Genomic DNA, 18,578 nt, shown 5'->3' on the forward strand with positions numbered 1-18,578 from the left:
CCGGCTTCTAATAATGGTTGCCCTGCGTGGGGTGATGGTGATGGTAAGCCTGGCGCGGATGTGACGCTGGAGAAGGACCCTGCTAATGGCAAGGTTCCGGATACTGCATCATGTGAGGCGACTGGTGGTGCTACCTGCACTATCGGCGAGGATGGCAACGTCGTCGTCACGGTCCCTGGTAATGCCAAGGATAAGGACGAGATCACCGTTACCATCAAGGATGGTGACAAGGTTCTTGATACCTCCAAGGTGACCGTCAAGGATCCGGATACCGATGGCGATACTGTTCCAGATTCTTTGGATAAGTGCCCGGATGTTGCTGGGCCGGCTTCTAATAATGGTTGCCCTGCGTGGGGTGATGGTGATGGTAAGCCTGGCGCGGATGTGACGCTGGAGAAGGATCCGGCTAACGGCGATATCCCGAACACCGCGACCTGCGAAGCCGGTAATGGTGCTAGCTGCACCATTGGCCCGGATGGCAACGTCGTCGTCAAGGTTCCGGAAGATTCTGTCCCTGGTACTGAAATTCCGGTGACCATTAAGGATGGCGACACGCCCCTGGACACCTCCAAGGTGACTGTTGTTCCCGCGAACAACCCGATCTGGAACGACACAACTACCAAGCCGTTCGAACCGGCCGAGCTGCCTAATGAGGGTGGCCCCGTCCCGGCAGGCTCCACGGTTGAGGTGACCGGTCCGGGTACCGCAACCCTGAACGAAGACGGCTCGATCACCGTTACTCCGAACGCGAACGCCAAGGATAAGGACCAGATCGTCGTCAAGGTCAAGGACCCGAACGGTAAGGATCTTGACTCCGCTACCGTGACCATTGCTGATCCCGACACCGACGGCGACGATGTCCCCAACGGCAAGGATCAGTGCCCGACCATCGCTGGGCCGGCTTCCAATAACGGTTGCCCGGCGTGGGGTGATGGTGATGGTAAGCCCGGCACTGATGTGACGCTGGAGAAGGATCCGGCTAATGGTCCAATCCCGTCCTCGGCCACCTGCGAAGCAACCGGTGGTGCCACCTGCACTATTGGCGGGGATGGCAACGTCGTCGTCAAGGTTCCTGGTGACGCGACCCCTGGCACTGAAATCACAGTAACCATTAAGGACGGCGATAAGACACTTGATACCTCCAAGGTGACGGTTACCGAGCCGGACAAGCCTGTGTGGAACGACGGAAACAGTAAGCCGGGTGTTCCAGTTGACCTTCCTAATACCGGCGGGCCGGTACCCGACGGTACAACGGTGGAAGTGAACGGTCCGGGGACCGCGACCCTCAATCCCGATGGTTCAATCACGGTTACCCCGAATCCGGATGCTAAGGACAAGGACGAAGTTGTCGTCACGGTCAAGGATCGCGATGGCAAGGAACTCGATACCGTAACCGTGACGGTCAATGATCCTGATACTGACGGCGATGGCCTGACCGATTCCGAAGAGGAAAAGATCGGCACTGATCCCAACAACCCGGATACTGATGGTGATGGGATCAATGACGGTGATGAGGTCAATGGCACTAAGAATCCGTTCCAGGATGACAAGTCTGATCCGAATGGGAAGCCTGGTAATACTGACCCGCTCAACCCTGACTCGGATGGCGATGGTGTGAATGACGGTGACGAAGTTACTGGTAAGCACAACAATGGCAATCCGACTAATCCGAACAAGGCCGACTCTGATGGTGACGGCGTGACGGATGGGGATGAGAAGAAGGACGGAACTGATCCGAATAACCCGGACACCGACGGCGATGGCATCAACGACGGGGACGAGAAGAAGATCGGGACTGATCCGAAGAACCCCGATACCGACGGTGACGGGATCAATGACGGCGACGAGGTTAATGGCACCAAGAACCCGTTCAAGGACGATAAGTCCAATCCGGATGGTAAGCCTGGTAACACTGACCCGCTCAACCCTGACACTGACGGTGACGGCGTGAATGACGGTGACGAAGTGACCGGCAAGAACAACAATGGCAAGCCGACCAACCCGAACAAGGCCGATACCGATGGCGATGGCGTGACCGACGCTGACGAAATCAAGGACGGCACGGACCCGAACAATGCTGACACCGACGGTGACGGCGTGAACGACGGGGACGAAAAGAAGGACGGGACCGACCCGAAGAACCCGGACACTGACGGAGATGGTATTTCCGATGGCCGTGAAAAGGACCTGGGCACCGACCCGAAGAACCCGGACACCGATGGGGATGGCCTGACCGATGGTGAGGAAGCCGGCACGGATATCGACGAGAACGGTAAGCCTGCTCGTAACGAGGATGGCACCCCGAAGGTCGATGACTCCAAGGCCACCAAGACCGACCCGAAGAACCCGGATACCGACGGTGACGGACTCACTGACGGTGAGGAAAAGAAGATCGGTACTGATCCGAAGAACCCGGACACCGACGGTGACGGGCTCACGGACGGTGACGAAGTCAATGGCACCAAGAACCCGTTCCAGGACGATAAGTTCAATAAGGACGGCAAGCCCGGTAACACCGATCCGCTCAACCCTGACACTGACGGTGACGGCGTGAATGACGGTGACGAGGTGACGGGTAAGAACAATGGTGGTAAGCCGACTAACCCGAACAAGGCCGATACCGATGGTGACGGCGTCAATGATGGCGACGAAATCAAGAACGGTACCGACCCGAATAAGGGAGACACTGATGGTGATGGCCTGACCGATGGTGAAGAAAAGGTGATCGGTACTGATCCGAAGAACCCGGACACTGACGGTGATGGCATCAACGACGGCGACGAAGTCAACGGCACCAAGAATCCGTTCCAGGACGATAAGTTCAATAAGGACGGTAAGCCTGGTAACACTGACCCGCTCAACCCTGATACTGATGGTGATGGTCTCACCGATGGTGACGAGGTGACCGGCGCGAAGAATGGTGGTAAGCCGACTAACCCGAATAAGGCCGATACGGATGGTGACGGCGTCAATGATGGCGACGAAATCAATAACGGTACCGACCCGAATAAAGGTGACACCGATGGTGATGGCCTGACCGATGGTGAAGAAAAGGTGATCGGGACCGATCCGAAGAACCCTGATACCGACGGTGACGGCATCAACGACGGTGATGAGGTCAATGGCACCAAGAACCCGTTCCAGGATGACAAGTTCAATAAGGACGGTAAGCCTGGTAATACTGATCCGCTCAACCCGGATACCGATGGTGATGGTCTCACTGATGGTGACGAGGTGACGGGCGTGAAGAATGGTGGTAAGCCGACTAACCCGAATAAGGCCGACACGGATGGTGACGGTATCAATGGTGGTGACGAGATCAAGAATGGTACCGATCCGTTGAACCCGAACGATCCGGGTAAGCCTGCACCGAAGACTAAGAAGGTCAAGAAGACTCTTCAGGTCACTGGTGCAACAAGCGCGGGGCTTGCTGGAACAGCAGCACTGCTCCTGCTTGCTGGCGGGCTAGCCATGACGCGGCGCCGCAAGGCATAAGTGCTGAACTGATCGCGTAACGCAAGAGAGGGGCTGGCAGACAAACCTTCACAAGGACAGTCTGCCAGCCCCTCATCTATGTAAAAATCCACTCAATCGACGGCTCTAAACGGCCGATTTACCCAGAAAACTTAGGCAGTCACGCGGATATGCGAGGTGCCGTCGTCCCGCGGTATAACGGAGATGCGTTCGCTGATCATCTGTTTCATTTCCGAGACGTGGGAGACAACCCCTACGGTGCGCCCGTTTTTCCCGAGACCATGCAGCACTCCCATAACCTGATCGAGTGCTCCATCTGAAAGCGAGCCGAAGCCTTCGTCAATGAGGAGGGTATCGAGGTGAATCCCTCCATTTTCCGCGCGCACTACTTCCGCTAAAGCGAGCGCTAGCGAGATAGATACATAGAATGTTTCGCCTCCCGAGAGCGTGCGAACGGAACGTTGGACCGGTTCGGGACCGGCGTGGTCAATAACAGCCAGGCCGAGGCCAGTTTTCGACTGGTGACTGCCCTTCTCCTTTTCGTCTGTCCGGATGAGTTCAAAACGCCCGAGGGAAATATCCGCGAGCTGCTCATTAGCAACATCAACAACCTGCTCGAAACGGTGTTGCAGCACGAAGGTTTCCAAGGGAACCTTCGTTACCGATTCGGGGCCCGCGGTAGCCAGGGAAGCTAAACGCACAACCGCTCCGGAATGCTCACGCACCTCCCGCCATGCCTGAAGATCCCGCTGTGCGGTGCGCAAACGTTCCTGGCCGGAGCTGGCCTGGTTCTCCGCCCTGGTAGCCCGTGCCCGCGCTTCTTGAGCGACGCTGCGTGCTAGTGCGCTGGCTTCCGCTGCTCCCGCAACATCCGCCTGAGCATCCTCGGGAAGCTCCGCGAGTTCCGGTTCGGCAAGCTCGCGTTTCACATCACGGCAATCCTCATCAAAAGCGGTGATGGAATCCTGGAGCTGTGCCTCTTCCACTTTGCTGAGCACGGCAGCATTCACCGCCTGGGCATCCGCGAACTCAGTGCCGGCCAGCGCTGCCGCAAGCTCTTCACCGCGAGCCTGTTCATCTTCGCGCGCAGCGAGCACCCCACTCGCGGCGGTGTTCCAGGCATCCTGGGCTTCGCGTAGTTCATCTAGAGCCGTGCGGCGCGCTGCGATAGAAGAAAAGCCGGCGTACTCCGCACTGAGGCGGGTGAGCTGGGTACTGATCTCACGTGCGAGAGAGGTGTTTTCAGCCTCTAATTGCGCCACTTCGGTGCGCAATTGTTCCAGGGCGGTTTCCCGCGTGCGGGCGTCCTCGGCAAGTTGCGCGAGCCGATTCTCTAAGTCCGTAACGCGCAAAGCTGCCTGCTGTGCCGCACTCAAATCAGCGCGGGCGGCAGCTAATTCCGCGCTGGCCACTTCCGTGGTGGCATCCCCGGCCACGGCCCGTTGCTCAGCAAGCTGGGCTTTTATTTTCTCCACATGAACTAGGCAGGTGCTGTAGTGTTCCCGGGCGGTGCTGGCAGCCGCCTGGGCGGCCTTCACCTGCGTCGCAGTGGCACGCACAGCTTCCGGCGGGGCGGGCTCCGGGTGGGTACATGATCCGCACACCGGGCAGGGCTCATTCTCATGCAGCTGCCCCGCTAATTCACCCGCGGTGGACTGCACCCACGCATCGGTGATTTCCCTGGCGGAGCTTTCCTTTTCCTGGACCTGGGTGAGAGCATCTGCAAGCTTGGCACGGGCTTCTGCTTCCGCGTTTTCACTGGCGGTTACCCGATCCAATACCTCAAGGAGCTCCGTGGCGCTGCGCACCCGCTGCCCGGCAGCAGCCTCACCGCTGGCGGTGGCGCGGGCAGTTTCGAGCGTGCCCTCCACTTCCTCGCGTTCGGTGGCCGCGGTAGTGGCTTCCTCATGCAGCTCTTCCACCGCGCTCTGGCGCTCGGCGAGCTGTTCGGTGGTGCGGGCAGCTTCCTGTTGTTTGCGCTCCACCTCCTGTTCTGAGCGCTCCAATTCGGTCAAGCGCCCGCTAGCTTCGCTCAGCTCGGTGACCAGACGGCGCCCGGATTCCACCCCGGCAGGGCTGAGATCAGTAATGGGGCCGTGTGTGCCTCCGGTGCCCGTGCCGAATTCTGCGAAAACAGCCACGAGGTGGGCTTGGGCTTCTGTGCAGGCGGCGGCACAGTCGCGGCTTTCTTGGCGAGCCCGGTCAAGGGCATGTACATGTGGCAGGAGTGGGGCTGCGGCGCGGTGGGCCGCGAGGCGGGCGCGATCCACTGTGATAGCGGCTTCGCGTTCCTGGAGCTGGCCGGCCCGGGCGCGCAGAAGCCGGCGGCGTTCAATGCGGGCAGCCAGGGCACGCTGAGCGTTTTCAGCTTCCCGAGCCAGCTCTAATGCGGCCTCGGTTTTTTCAGCCTGGGCGAGTGCATCGCTAGCACGCCCAGCGGTGGCGGCGAGCGCCTGCTCTAGGTTAGCGACCACAGCTTCGCCTTCAGCTGGTAGATCCACGCCTTGAGCGGCGGCGGTGAGGGACTCACTTTCCTCAGGGGGTAGCTCCAAGGCGGTTGCGGTGTTCGATACGGCCCGCACGAAAGTTTCCTGGGCATTTGAGATAGCTCCGCGTGCTGCCCGGGCGTGATCCGTGAGCCATTGGGTGACGGAACCAAAAACCCGGGTATCGAAAATTTGGGTGAGAAGCTTGGTGCGCTCTTGGCTTTCCAACCGCAGAAACTCAGCGAACTTTCCTTGCGGAAGCACGATAGTTTGCAAGAACTGTTCCGCATTGAGGCCGAGGAGGTTGCTGATATACACTCCGACATCGCGGGCTTTGGTGGCAATCGGGGTACCGCCATCTATATCCCCGAGGTCCACCGCCGTTTCGGAAAGCTTCCATAATTTCGCGGTGGCGGCGGTGGGGGAGGAATTGCCAGGTTTGGTGAAGCTCGGGGTGCGCCGCACCCGGAATGTACCCGCTTCGATAGTGAAAATAACGTCCGCGTAGCTGATGGTGGAGGGATCAACATACGTGGAGCGCAGGCGCTCGGTTGAGCTTTCTTTCCCGCCGGCGACCGTACCGAAAAGCCCGAAAACGACGGCGTCAATAATGGTTGATTTACCAGCTCCGGTGGGCCCTTCCACCAGGAAAAGCCCGGAAGCTCCCAGGGCGTCAAAATCAATGACTTCCCGCCCCGCGAAGGAGCCGATACCTTGAAGTTCTAAGCGGCGCAGCTGCATGAGGCCCTACTCCTTCTCCCCGGTGCGGACGGCTTCCCATGCCGCCACCATGACCTGGTTTTCTTCTTCTGTGAGATCCCGATGCCCGCTTTCCGTCATGAATTGGCGTAGCACGCTCAGGGCATCAAGGCGGCGGGTATCCGCTGTGCTGTGGCGGGTGGTGGCTGGATCCACCACGTGGCGGATTTCCAAAGCGTGCGGGAAAGCGGCCCGTACCCGGGTGGTGAGATCCGCCGGGCGAGCCGGATCGGTTACCAGAATACGCGCGAATTTATCCCGATCATCACGGTGTGCGGGGCTGAGCACCTCAGCTAGCGGCGCTTCGATGGTGACGATGGGGCGCCATACCGGAGCCGGAATGAGTTCTTCTTCCACCAGGGCGCCGCCTTCAAAGGTGAGAAGAACAGAAGATTTAGGCCGGGTTTCCGAGAAAGAAAAAGCGATGGGCGAACCCGAGTAGCGCATAGGCGGCATCCCGCTAGTTTCACACGTGCCCGGCTCTGGCGCACCGCCCACCCGCTGCGGGGAATGCAGGTGGCCCAGTGCCACGTAGCTCAGGCCCGCCGTGGCGTTTTCCCCTGCGCCTCCCAGGGCGAAAAGTGCGGCGGGAACAACTTCCACCCCGCCCACCGAAATATCGCGTTCGGATTCACTGGCCGCCCCGCCGGCAACGAAAGCATGTGCCATAGCGATGCGTGCCAACGGCTTGCCAGCGTGCGGGCCGTGCTGAATATCTGCGGCAATACGCTCAAGAGCTGCGTGCATGACCGCGGCGTGTGAACGCTCCAGCAGCTCTGCGCCATCAATGCGATCAATGTGATCAGCGCGATTAACATGATCGACACGATCCGCATTATCCGCACCTTCCGAATGATCCTCGCCAGCGTGATCAGCGCGAGAATCACCGCCAGCCAGGCGGCGCCGTTCCACATCGGGATCCAAATAGGGGATGGGGTAGACCAGCGCGCCAAGATTACCGGCCCGATCACGCACTTCTACCGGCTGGGCGCAGCGCAGCGGATCGGTGCGAATGACGATGTGTTCCTGGAAAAGCTCCGCCCCGAATCCCAGGCGCTGGGGAGAATCATGATTCCCGGAAATCAAAATGACCGTGGTGAGCTGCGCGAGCCGGCGCAGGGTGCGCGAAAAAAGCTCAACCATGGGAGCGGGCGGGACGCTGCGGTCATAGACATCCCCGCTAATAAGGAGGGCATCTACACCGCGTTCCCGCACGGTATCCACCACATGATCCACCCACAACTCAAAGGCGGGAGTGAGGTCCGCCCGGTGCAGGGTGCGCCCGAGGTGCCAATCGGAGGTGTGCAAGATCTTCATGGCTTCAGCCTACTGTGGGGCTACGACAAAAATTTTGGCCCGATGGAGTTCCTGCCCGCGGAACGCACCGGCCCGCGGAACGCACTGCCCCGCGAACGTCCAGCGCAACGCACCCTGCTTTAGGCTTCTGCCTGGCCTCCGTTGACCGGGTCCTTATCCGACCACGGGAAGGCAATCCATGCGTCGGTATGCAAATAGGCGTAATCGGGTTTGAGCACCGAGCGTGACTTTTCGTAGAGAACCGCCACGCGAATCTCGGTGGCGTACTCTTCGCAGAGTTCCTTCACGAAGCGTAAAGTCCGCCCTGAGTCAGCGACGTCGTCGACAATTAAAACCTTTTTGCCGGCCATTCCACGCACGTCACCGGACGGTTCTACCAGGCGCGGATCCTTGAGCGTGACCCCGATACCGGTGTAAAACTCTACGTTGAGGACGAGCATGCTTTTGAGGTCTAAAGCGTAGGCAATCGCGCCGGCGGGAAGCAGGCCGCCGCGGGCCACGCTCACGATAATTTCCGGGCGGTAGCCGGAATCCCAGATGTCGCGAGCGAGTTCGCGGGTGACCTCGCCGAAACGGTCCCAGGTGAGGACCTCGCGCGCGGGCGTGTTGGCGGGCGCATGCGTGGGTGCGTTCACGGGTACATTCGCGTGCGCACTACCGGGGGCGCCGGTAGGCGCACTGCCGGGAAGACCCTCGTTCTCGATCAACGGCTCGGCCTTATCACTGCTTCCCACGGCTCCTCCTTCGATTAGTTCCGGCTACCCGGTTGGATATTTTCCCGGCTGTGCGGGTAAGTCTCGTCCTCGCTATCCGGTCGGCTATTCGCAACTACCCGGCTGGACATGTGTCTCATTAATAATTGCTTGGGCGGCCGCGTGCAACTTTCCGTTGGTCACCAGTGCGCTTCCCCACCACGGCCCCGGCTTGCCCTCCAGCGAGGTGAAGGTTCCCCCGGCCTCTTCCACGATCGGCACCAGCGCCGCCATATCGTAAACGTCAAGCCCCGGCTGCGCGGCGATATCGAAAGCCCCCTCGGCCAGCAGCATATAGGGCCAGAAAGCCCCGTAGGCGCGGGTGCCCCAGGTGGCGCGGGCGAAGGCGATGAGGGTGGCCATGCGCCCGGTTTCGTCCCAGCTTGAGAGGGAAGAAAAACCGAAAGCGGCCCGGTCCATCCGGTCAATATCGGAGACGCGCAGGCGCTGGGGCTCGCCCCCGTTTTCACTCAGCCACGCCCCGCCGCCGCGGCTCGCCCACCAGCGCCGCCCGAGCGCGGGCGCGGACGCCATACCGGCCACCATCTGGCCGTTTTCTTCCACGCCGATGAGGGTGGCCCACACCGGGTTGTGGCGCACGTAGTTGCGGGTGCCGTCAATCGGGTCGATAATCCAGCGGCGCGGGGCGTGTTCCAGGCTGCCGCCCTCCTCTTCCCCGTACACGGCATCCCCGGGGAAATCCCGTTCCAGGTACTCGCGGATGAGCCGCTCGGCCGCCCGATCCGCATCGGATACCGGCGAATTATCGGGCTTCGTATCCACGGTGAGGCGGCGGCGCTCATAACGCTCCAGGGTGAGGGCGTCCACGGCATCCGCAACGGTGTGCAGAAAAGCGATAGTGGAGCTGGCATTGAGCGTTTCGCGACCGTCGAGCGCGGCGGGCGTGGTAGTCGCGTCAGACCCGGTGTGAGCATCCATTTATTTCTCCCATTCTTCGAAGCCGCGCGAGGCGAGCACGCGGCGCAATGAACTCACCCGCTCGCGCAGGCGTGGATCGGTGAGGCTATCGAGGGCACATTCGGGTTCGGTTGCCTCGTGGCTGCACCCGCGCGGGCATTCCAGCGCGGTTTCTTCCAGGTCGGGGAAGCCGCGGAGAATATCGGCGGCGTCCAGATGAGCCAGCCCGAAACTGCGCACCCCCGGCGTATCAATGAGTTGCCCGCCGCCGGGCAGCGGAAATGCGATAGCGGAGGTGGAGGTGTGCCGGCCCTTTCCGGTCACCTCGTTGACGTGCCCGGTTTCGCGCGCCGCGGCCGGCACCAGCGCATTGAGCAGGGTGGATTTGCCCACCCCGGAATGCCCCACGAGCACCGTGGTGCGCCCGCGCAGCGCCGCGCGCACTGCGTCCAAGCCCGAGTGCATGGCCGCTTCCTGAGGTGCGGGGAGTGCGTCCAAGTCCGGTTGCGTGGCAGATTCCCCCGGCGCGGGCACCGTGTCAGAACCCCCTTGCGTGGCTGCATCCCTGGCTGCGGGAGCTGCGCCGTCGTACCCCAAAGCCGTTGCGAGAATCGGAACCCCGAGCGGTTCGTAATACGCACGCAAGGCGTCCGGGCGCGCCAGATCCGCTTTGGTGAGGATGAGCAGCGGATCCATACCGGCGTCGCGCGCGGCCACCAGGCAGCGGTCAATCATGCCGCGCCGCGGTTCGGGTTGCGCGAGCGCCGCCACAATCGCCATCTGGTCCGCGTTCGCCACGATGGTGCGTTCGCGTTCGTTGCCTTCGTCCGTGGAACGGGTGAGTTGTGAGCTGCGGTCCTCGATAAAAACGATGCGGGCCAGGGTGTCCTTACGCCCGGAAAGGTCACCGGTCAGGCGTACTTTATCTCCAACAACGACGGCGCCCCGGCCCAATTCCCGCGCTTTGACCGCAATGACGCGGGTGCCTTCGTTCATGAGCACGGTGTAGCGCCCGCGGTCGATGGTGATGACCTGGCCGAGGGGCCGGTCGGAGTAATCGGGCCGAATCTTCGTGCGCGGCCGCGAGCCCTTTCCGGGCCGCACTCGCACGCGGGGATCGTCGGTGCCGATATCCCTCATCGGCCCACCAGGTCTGTCCACATCTGGGCGAAACGCGGCATGGTTTTCCCGGTGGTGGCAATATTTTCCACCCGCAGCCCGGGGATGCGCAGGCCGAGGATTGCCCCGAAGGTTGCCATGCGGTGGTCTTCGTAGCTGCGGATAATCGGGTTGTGTGGCGCGGGCGCTGCGCCCGGCGTACCCGGAGCCGCCACCTCGCCCGCCGCAGCACCCGAAACCGCCGGCGGCGTGATAATAATGTCATCGCCTTCTTCTCGGGCGGGAATCCCCACGCCGCTCAGCTCTGCGGTGATCGCGGCCAGGCGGTTGGTTTCATGCCCGCGCAACTGCCCGATATTACGCAGCGCGCTCGGGCCGGTGGCGAAAGCCGCCACCGCGGCAATCGTGGGCGTGAGCTCCCCAACATCGCTGAGATCGGCATCAAGGGGGGCAATATCCCGCGGCCCGGTCAGCTCGAGCACGCCGTCGCCGCGCAGTTGGGCGCGCGCCCCCATCGCCGTGAAAATATCGACGATCTGCGCGCCGGGCTGGGTGGTGCGTGCCGGCCAGCGCGGAATTTCCACCGTTCCGCCCGTGACCATAGCGGCGGCCAGGAAAGGCGAAGCATTGGAAAGATCCGGTTCCAGCACCACTGTTCCCAGCTGCGGGGTGCCCGGATGTACATGCCATTCCACCGCCGGGTGTTCGCGATCCGCGGGAGCCCCGCCGGCCGCGAATTCTTCGACCTGAATACCGGCGCGGCGCAGCACGTCCACCGTCATGGCCAGGTGGAAGGCGGAAGGAACCTTCGGCCCCACCGAACGCAGCACCAGCCCGCCCTCGCAGCGCGGGCCGGCCAGCAGCAGCGCGGAAATAAATTGCGAGGAGGCGGAAGAATCAATCTCCACCGTTCCTCCGGCCAAGTTCCCCTGGCCGTGCACCCGCACCGGGAGGACCGCCCGCCCGGCGCTATCGCTGGCGGCATCAACCTCCACTCCCAGATCACGAAGAGCCCGCACCACCGGGTCCATGGGGCGCACGCGGGCGGCGTCGTCGCCATCAATAACAACCTCACCACGCGCGAACGCGGCCACGGGCGGCACGAAACGCATCACCGTTCCCGCGAGCCCCGCGTCAATGGTGGCGCCGTGGAGCGGGGCGGGGGAAATATCGAGGACGTCCTCAGCTTCGGTGGCGCCGCGCTGCCAGGCGACCCCCACACCCATGCTCGCGAGGGCGCGGGCCATGAGCTCGGTATCGCGGGCGCGCAACGGCGCGAGGATTCGGCCCGTGGTGCCGGGCCCTCCCAGCGCGGCGGTGATGAGGAAGCGTGCCATGAGTGATTTGGACCCGGGAACGGCCACGCTGCCGCGCACGGGGGAGGGGTGGAACGGTGCTGGCCACAGGTCAGTCATTTAGGAACGCTTCGCCTCTCTGATTTGTTCGCGTGCGTGAGCGCGCACATCCGCGAGCTCATTGCGCTGATCGCGCCATTCGGAGACACGGTACCCCAGGGAGGGCTTGCCTTTGCGATCCGTCCACGCCAGCGCGGCGCCGCCGGCCAGTCCGAGCGCACCGAGCAGCCCGCCCAGCACCTCGCGCCGTTCGCTCTTCTCCGCCGCCCACACCGGGTGATTGGCCAGGGCCACCGGGATTTGGGTGAGGGCGAGAGCCGCGCCGGACAAGCGCTGGAATTTGCCGATGGAAAGGAACGCCCCGCCGATGAGCTGGACGGCGCCCAACGCGCGGGTGAGAGTGGTGGTATCAACGGATTCGAGATCAACCCCGGCCATTCCGGCCAGGCCGGCGATGTTCTCAGCCCGTTCCTGGTGGTCCTCGGGGTGGCGTACCGCGGACAACCCCTGTGCAATAAAGGGCGCGGCAAGCAGGGGCCGCGCGAGGAATCGAATCATACCCATACCTATATTCTTACACTAAATCGGGGAATATACCCGCGTTTTCCGGGCGTTATACCCATGTCAGTCCTGCAGACGGACTAGGCTAGACCATGATGAGCACAGACCTGATGAGAAGCGCCCCCGATGAAACCGCAGCCGAACGCGCCGCGCGGTTCGAACGGGATGCTCTTCCGTATCTCGACCAGCTATACGGGGCCGCGATGCGCCTCACGCGCAATCCCACCGACGCCGAAGATTTGGTTCAGGAGGCCTACGCCAAAGCCTTTTCGGCCTTCCACCAGTACCGGCCGGGCACGAATTTGAAGGCGTGGCTCTACCGCATCCTCAATAACACCTTTATTTCTAATTACCGCAAGGCGCAGCGCCAGCCCAAGCAGGCTGACTCCTCGGAGGTGGAGGATTGGCAGGAGTATCGGGCGGCTTCGCATGCTTCTTCGGGGATGATGTCCGCGGAAGCGGAGGCCCTGGAGAATCTGCCGCAATCGGAAATTCGCGATGCTTTGAGCGCGCTGCCGGAAGACCGCCGCATGGCTGTCTACCTGGCGGATATTGAAGGCTTCTCCTACCAGGAGATCGCGGACATCATGGAAACGCCGATCGGAACGGTGATGTCCCGTCTGCATCGCGGGCGTAAGCAGCTGCGGGAATTGCTCGCGGATTACGCACGTGAACTCGGCTATGGGAAGAAGGAGAAGAAGTGAGCGGTGAGGATAGGTTGCAGCGCGGGGTAGAAGACTCGTTCCGGAACCGCGGGATTGAATTGGATAGCGCCGCGGGGGAGTGTTCCTGCCGGGATATTACTGATTATCTTTTCGAGTATCTGGATCACCAGCTTTCCGCGGTGCAAAGCGAGCGCTTGCAGGCCCATATTTCGGGGTGCTCGCGGTGTACGGAACGGGCGGAAGCGGAAACCCACGTGCGTGATATTTTGCGAGCCTCGTGCCGGGAGGTCGCGCCGGCGACGCTGCGGGTGCGAATCGCCCAGCAGATTTCGGTGTACCGGCGTACCACTCGCGATTTCGGGTAAGTTCGGGTAGTTTCGCCACATTGTGCCGGTTTTATTTACCTGACCGGTCGCCCTTGGTAAGCTAATGTGGTTGCTCGTTTACGAGCTGAGAAAACGTGACGTGAGGAGAGAACATGAGCCAGCGTGGTCGTAAGCGCAAGGATCGCCGCAAGAAGAAGGCGAACCACGGCAAGCGCCCCAATTCCTAAAGTGGTGCGCTCGCTGTTGCGAGATGTGTAGAGGGTCCGGTTTTCCGGGCCCTTTATTTTTTACGACGACGCCGCCAGCTGGCGGGATGGGATTTGGCAGGGTATGCCGCCGCTTCCGCGCCTGAGCTAAGCGACAATCCATAGTGACAAAAATGTCACTATGCAGAGAGTATGCGGGCGGAGAAGGTGCGATTCGCGCGGCGATCTGCTTGTGGAAGCTGTGGGCTGCGGGGTGGGATCAGCCACCTCTGCCGAGAACTCCTGGCCGGTCATCTATATTTTCCTTATGGGGAAACGTGTATTGGAAACTAGTGGCGACCACGGCGTGCAGGGATCTTTGCATCGATATGGTTCTGGCCGGCACAGTGTCGCGTTTCCGGGCTACCGCATCTTCGACGAGGGGCAAACTGGCGTTACCTTCGATTTGCTATTTGCCTCTTATCTGCGGGGATGTACGGATGTTGAATTGCACGACCCGTTCATCAGCTATTCGTATCAGGGGCGTAACCTCGTTGAGTTTATGGCGGTTGTGGCTCTGGTGAAAAATCCTGAAAAGCGATGCCGTTTTCGGTTGTACACACTCAGGGCGAAGAAGAATGAGCATCACGAAATTCAGGTTCGGATGCTCGATAAGATCACGAAAAATGCCTCTGAGCAGGGCATTGACCTCGACGTGATTTTCGATTCGCGTGCACACGACCGCTGGTTGCGTGCCGATACGGGATGGCTCATCTTCTTGGGCCGCGGCCTCGATATCTACCACAACTTCGAGGGTGGCCACTACGCCTTCCCTACCTCGCGTCAAGAATTCCGAAAGGTTCGGGGTTTTAGCATTGCGTATTCCCTGGATAAAAAGTAAGGGAATCGGCAATGGGGGCTAGACCCCAAATCCTCCGCGGATAGAGGATCAGCCCACACCGAGGGGCCTCGGGCGGGCTGAACTATTGGCTAAATAATAGCAAAGAAACAACTGGATTTCTCACATCCTGAAAACTCGCTGCGCTACTGTGCCATCCCTACTACTATGTGATGCATACAAGCGGTGCAAACGTGCCCGCACGGCACCTGCACCGCGGTGACTAAAGGGGGGAGTGGTGGCTGATTCCCAGCTTCGTAAAGGCGTGCTTGAACTCATCGTGCTCGCCTCGCTTTCCAGGGCGCCGGCCTACGGCGGGGCGTTGCTCCAGCGCCTGGAAAATGCAGGTATGGCGGTATCGGCCGGTACCCTCTACCCGCTTCTCAACCGTCTCAAAAAGGCCGGCCACCTGGCCATTCATTGGGAGGAATCCCCGGCCGGGCCCCCGCGCAAGATCTACACGATTACCGCGGCTGGCCGCAGCTACGGGGAACTACTCGCTGGCGAATGGCGCAATCTTGCCGCCGTCGTCACATCCCATCTCACCGCCCTCACAACCGACCGAGGTGATAACAATGCCGGAGCCTAGCTCGCCCACAACCCCCACAATCTTCGGAATCCCCGCTTCCCTGGAAGCCCTGCGCTCCCGCGAAGCTCGCGCGCGCTGGTTCGAACCGGAAAATCCCCGGGTTTTTGTGCCGCGCAGCTTTGGGATCGGCTGGGATATTAATATGGGCGCGCTCGCGGTGCGGCTGGGAATGATCCGCCCGGATGATTCCCTCCCGGACTTGGAAGACTATATTCCTCCCCGCACCCGCCACGCTCTCAGCATCGCGCCCGCACTTGGCGGAGCCCTCGCCGTGGGAGTGGCCGCCCTGGTGGCCCGCCGCCACCGGCTCCTTCCCTCCGGTTTCCGTGCCAACCTGCGTCCGCGCAGCATAGTTCCGGCAGCGCAGGCCGTGGCGCCCGCCGCGCTCCTCGGAGCTGCCGGCACGGCGCTCGCGGCCTCGGGTAATCGCGAACGCGTGGATGTTCCGGCTACCGCGCTCGCCGCCGGATTACAGGTCACGGCCCTCCTCTCGCTTGCGGCACAGGATCGCTACGCCAGCCACCGCCCGGCCTCGGCAGCCCTGCTGGCCGGATGTACCGCGGTCGCACTTCCCGCGGTGGCAGCTGGCGTCGTCGTCGCTACTACGCGCGGAGCGCTACAGAATCTGGACCGTTTGCTCAAACGCAAGCACTCGGAGAATCCGGCCGCATCCGCAGGCGCCGCCGGTGCCGCACATGGCACCACAACCTCACCCGATACGAAAGAAAATGAGTAACCATGGAAGATTTTCTTGCTTTGCCCGCGGCGGCGCAGATCGCCCTGGGAATCGTGGCACTGATTCAACTCGCCCTGCTCATCACGAGCCTGGTGCTGCTGTCGCGGTGGCCGGAGCGGCAGCTCGCCGGGGTGCCGCGTCTGGGGTGGGTGGTGATTGTTCTGCTCGGCTCGCTGGTGGGGACTTTGCTGTTCCTCTTTATGTACGCGCGGGCGCGTAAGGCATTGGCGCAGCGGCGGGCCTGGGAAGAACGGCGGGCCGGCGGCGCTACCGGGGTAACCGGTGCCGGCACGCAAGAGCCTGGAACCCGCGCCGCCGCGGCGCAAGCGCCCACAACCCAAGCCGCCAACGCGAGCGAAACGGTGCGTGAGCTCTATGGATAAGACGTACGCGGTTCGCACCGAAAATCTCAGTAAGAATTTCGCGGGGCTCGCCGCCCTTACAGATGTCAATCTGCACGTGCCCGAGGGCTCGGTGTACGGGCTGATCGGCGGGAACGGCGCCGGGAAAACTACCACAATTAAAATTCTGCTGGGGCTTATCGCCGCCAGTTCCGGCACGGCGCGGGTGCTCGGGTATGAGCGGGGCACGCTGCCGGCTGCCCCGGTGCCCGGTGTTGCCTACCTGCCGGATGTGCCCAGCCTGCCGGGGTGGATGAGCGCGCCGCAGGCCCTCGAATTTTTCGGTGAGGTATCCGGGGTGCAGCGCGCGGTGGCTCGCCGCCGGGCCGCAAATCTGCTCGAGCTGGTGGGCCTGACCCGCGCCCCGGGGAATATTGGCGGGTTTTCCCGCGGCATGACGCAGCGCCTGGGAATTGCTCTGGCGCTGGTGGGTGCCCCGCGACTCCTGGTGCTGGATGAACCGACGAGCGCGCTCGACCCGCTCGGCCGCGCGGATGTGCTGAATATTATTCGCGAGTTGGCCGGGCGTACCACGGTGCTTCTCACCTCGCATCTGCTCGCGGATGTGCAGCAGGTATGCGATCACGTGGGGATGCTGCACGAGGGCACGCTCCTCGCCGAAGGCCCCCTCGATGAGGTGCTCGCGCTCTACCGGCCCGAACGGGCAACGGTGCAGGTCAGCGTGGCGCGCGCAGATACCGAAGCGGCGCGCACCGCCATCGCGGCGGCATGCGGGGCCGCGGGCGTGGACGCGCAGCTCGATGTCGCCCCGCCCTCGCTCCAGCATGTATACGAATACCTCTCGCGCGGAAAGGTAAGCCAATGATTTCTGCTGATACTCGCGCAACTGATACTCGCGTTGCGGATCGCCCCGCCGCGCGCACTCACGCTACGCACATCCGCACCGGCAACCGCGCGATGCTGCGCTACGACCTGCGCCGCCTGCTGCGCGTGCCCAGCACCTGGGTGGTGCTCGGCCTGGCACTGCTGCTCGCGGTGGTCTCCCCGCTCACGGCGCTCTACGCCCCCGATATTATTGCCGCGTTGGCCGGGCCGGATACCGCCGCGGCGCTCGGCGCGGCCATGCCCGAGCCCACCTGGATCCAGGCGCACGCGCAATGGGTGAAAAACCTCCACCAGATTTTCGGGGTGCTTTTCGTGATGCTCGGCGCCTACCAGATCGTCACGGGGATACTCGGCGGCCCGGTGGTGTTGATCGTGACGCGCTCGGTGAGCCGCGCGGCCGTTTTCGCCGGGAAAATGCTGAGCACGGTGCTCCTGGTGGCAGCGGTGGCTTTCGGCGGCAGCGCGGTGGCCGGCCTCCTCACCCGCATTCTTTTCGACGACGGCGCCGTGCTCGCGCTCCTGGGAGCCGCGGCACTCTGGCTGCTCGCGATTATTTTCCTGCTTTCCGTGGTGGTTCTGGCCGCGGTGGCAACGGGAAATATGCTGGCCAGCGCCGGTATCGGTTTCGTCGCTTACCTCGTGCTGGCTTTCGGCGGCATGTGGGAGGCGGGCGCGCGCTACACTCCGCTCGGTTTGAATGATGCGGTGGGCGCCGTGGCGAGTGGTGCCGCAGTTCCGGGCCTGTGGTGGATAGTAACGACGACGGCGCTCGCTGCCTGCGCGCTCCTCTGGCTCGCACTGCGCCTCTACCAGCGCCGCCCGCTCGGGTAAGTTGGCGCGGCCGGGGTGAGCTCGGTGGTGCGAATCGGCCACTGCCCTCGCCCCGGCTTATTCCTTTGCGTAGACTCGCGGTATGGACGTTATCTCCGCCACCGCAGCGCAGGAACATTTGCCGGAGCTCATCGAGGCCGTGAATGAACGCAGCGCGCCGGTCACTATCGCGGGTCAAGGGGCCAATGCCGTGCTGGTGAGCGAGGATGACTGGCTGGCTCTCCACGAAACTCTGCGCTTAGTGAGCACTCCCGGCTTCGCCGAATCTGTCAAGGCGGCCCGCCACGAGGGCGGCACAAGCGATCCGCTTGAGTGGTAGAAAATAAGCGGCTCCCGCATTTCGTTCGGTGCGGGAGCCGC

At 62.3% G+C, this 18,578-nt stretch carries 18 protein-coding genes; 11 read left to right on the forward strand and 7 right to left on the reverse strand.

Annotated elements, in window-relative coordinates:
* Positions 1 to 3,495 (forward strand): Ig-like domain-containing protein (locus ACRQDJ_RS05970; RefSeq protein WP_435717884.1); only part of this gene is annotated, 3,495 nt, incomplete at its 5' end.
* Positions 3,496 to 3,626: 131 nt separating this feature from the next.
* Here ACRQDJ_RS05970 and ACRQDJ_RS05975 read toward each other — a convergent pair.
* From ACRQDJ_RS05975 to ACRQDJ_RS06005, 7 genes are all read right to left on the reverse strand, one after another.
* Positions 3,627 to 6,701 (reverse strand): AAA family ATPase, encoded by a 3,075-nt coding sequence (locus tag ACRQDJ_RS05975; RefSeq protein WP_284896287.1) that lies wholly within the window; start codon positions 6,699 to 6,701, stop codon positions 3,627 to 3,629.
* Between the two features lie 6 nt (positions 6,702 to 6,707).
* Positions 6,708 to 8,036: an exonuclease SbcCD subunit D gene (locus ACRQDJ_RS05980; RefSeq protein WP_284896288.1), complete on the reverse strand. Its 1,329-nt coding sequence runs from the start codon at positions 8,034 to 8,036 to the stop codon at positions 6,708 to 6,710.
* 119 nt (positions 8,037 to 8,155) lie between these two features.
* Positions 8,156 to 8,770: a phosphoribosyltransferase gene (locus ACRQDJ_RS05985; RefSeq protein ID WP_284896290.1), complete on the reverse strand. Its 615-nt coding sequence runs from the start codon at positions 8,768 to 8,770 to the stop codon at positions 8,156 to 8,158.
* An 84-nt stretch (positions 8,771 to 8,854) separates the two neighbouring features.
* Positions 8,855 to 9,727 (reverse strand): inositol monophosphatase family protein, encoded by an 873-nt coding sequence (locus ACRQDJ_RS05990; protein ID WP_284896291.1) that lies wholly within the window; start codon positions 9,725 to 9,727, stop codon positions 8,855 to 8,857.
* Positions 9,728 to 10,846: a ribosome small subunit-dependent GTPase A gene (gene rsgA, locus ACRQDJ_RS05995; protein ID WP_284896293.1), complete on the reverse strand. Its 1,119-nt coding sequence runs from the start codon at positions 10,844 to 10,846 to the stop codon at positions 9,728 to 9,730. It abuts the gene before it with no gap.
* On the reverse strand, positions 10,843 to 12,240 hold the full coding sequence (gene aroA / locus ACRQDJ_RS06000) for a 3-phosphoshikimate 1-carboxyvinyltransferase (protein ID WP_284896295.1): 1,398 nt from the start codon (positions 12,238 to 12,240) through the stop codon (positions 10,843 to 10,845). Before aroA ends, rsgA begins: the two co-directional genes overlap by 4 nt.
* Positions 12,241 to 12,744 carry a DoxX family protein gene (locus tag ACRQDJ_RS06005; protein ID WP_284896297.1) on the reverse strand — a complete coding sequence of 168 codons (504 nt, stop codon included), beginning with the start codon at positions 12,742 to 12,744 and terminating at the stop codon, positions 12,241 to 12,243.
* A gap of 89 nt (positions 12,745 to 12,833) precedes the next feature.
* On the opposite strand from ACRQDJ_RS06005, the gene ACRQDJ_RS06010 reads away from it, so the two are divergent.
* The 10 genes from ACRQDJ_RS06010 (at position 12,834) to ACRQDJ_RS06055 (ending at position 18,537) form a co-directional block, all read left to right on the forward strand.
* Positions 12,834 to 13,445, forward strand: coding sequence for a sigma-70 family RNA polymerase sigma factor (locus tag ACRQDJ_RS06010; protein WP_087069898.1), 612 nt, complete (start codon positions 12,834 to 12,836; stop codon positions 13,443 to 13,445).
* Positions 13,442 to 13,771, forward strand: a complete 330-nt coding sequence (gene rsrA, locus ACRQDJ_RS06015) for a mycothiol system anti-sigma-R factor (protein WP_026429087.1) — start codon at positions 13,442 to 13,444, stop codon at positions 13,769 to 13,771. The genes ACRQDJ_RS06010 and rsrA overlap by 4 nt, the downstream gene beginning before the upstream one ends.
* 113 nt (positions 13,772 to 13,884) lie before the next feature.
* Entirely contained in the window at positions 13,885 to 13,959 is a 75-nt protein-coding gene (locus tag ACRQDJ_RS06020; protein ID WP_096334972.1) for a 50S ribosomal protein bL37, read from the forward strand.
* A gap of 286 nt (positions 13,960 to 14,245) precedes the next feature.
* Positions 14,246 to 14,818, forward strand: a complete 573-nt coding sequence (locus tag ACRQDJ_RS06025) for an MIT C-terminal domain-containing protein (RefSeq protein WP_284896299.1) — start codon at positions 14,246 to 14,248, stop codon at positions 14,816 to 14,818.
* 235 nt (positions 14,819 to 15,053) lie between these two features.
* The gene (locus ACRQDJ_RS06030; protein ID WP_284896301.1) at positions 15,054 to 15,404 is read left to right on the forward strand and encodes a PadR family transcriptional regulator; all 351 of its coding nucleotides are present in this window, start codon (positions 15,054 to 15,056) and stop codon (positions 15,402 to 15,404) included.
* Positions 15,391 to 16,140: a DUF5808 domain-containing protein gene (locus tag ACRQDJ_RS06035; RefSeq protein ID WP_284896303.1), complete on the forward strand. Its 750-nt coding sequence runs from the start codon at positions 15,391 to 15,393 to the stop codon at positions 16,138 to 16,140. The genes ACRQDJ_RS06030 and ACRQDJ_RS06035 overlap by 14 nt, the downstream gene beginning before the upstream one ends.
* 2 nt (positions 16,141 to 16,142) lie before the next feature.
* Complete coding sequence (locus ACRQDJ_RS06040; protein WP_284896304.1) at positions 16,143 to 16,523, forward strand: hypothetical protein; 381 nt, start codon at positions 16,143 to 16,145, stop codon at positions 16,521 to 16,523.
* Complete coding sequence (locus ACRQDJ_RS06045) at positions 16,516 to 17,367, forward strand: ABC transporter ATP-binding protein (RefSeq protein WP_284896306.1); 852 nt, start codon at positions 16,516 to 16,518, stop codon at positions 17,365 to 17,367. Before ACRQDJ_RS06040 ends, ACRQDJ_RS06045 begins: the two co-directional genes overlap by 8 nt.
* Positions 17,364 to 18,218: an ABC transporter permease gene (locus tag ACRQDJ_RS06050; protein WP_284896308.1), complete on the forward strand. Its 855-nt coding sequence runs from the start codon at positions 17,364 to 17,366 to the stop codon at positions 18,216 to 18,218. The genes ACRQDJ_RS06045 and ACRQDJ_RS06050 overlap by 4 nt, the downstream gene beginning before the upstream one ends.
* A gap of 82 nt (positions 18,219 to 18,300) precedes the next feature.
* On the forward strand, positions 18,301 to 18,537 hold the full coding sequence (locus tag ACRQDJ_RS06055; protein WP_284896310.1) for a type II toxin-antitoxin system Phd/YefM family antitoxin: 237 nt from the start codon (positions 18,301 to 18,303) through the stop codon (positions 18,535 to 18,537).
* Positions 18,538 to 18,578 lie beyond the last annotated feature (41 nt).

The sequence above is a fragment of the Actinotignum urematis genome (assembly GCF_051264595.1).
Classification (GTDB): Bacteria; Actinomycetota; Actinomycetes; order Actinomycetales; family Actinomycetaceae; genus Actinotignum; species Actinotignum timonense_A.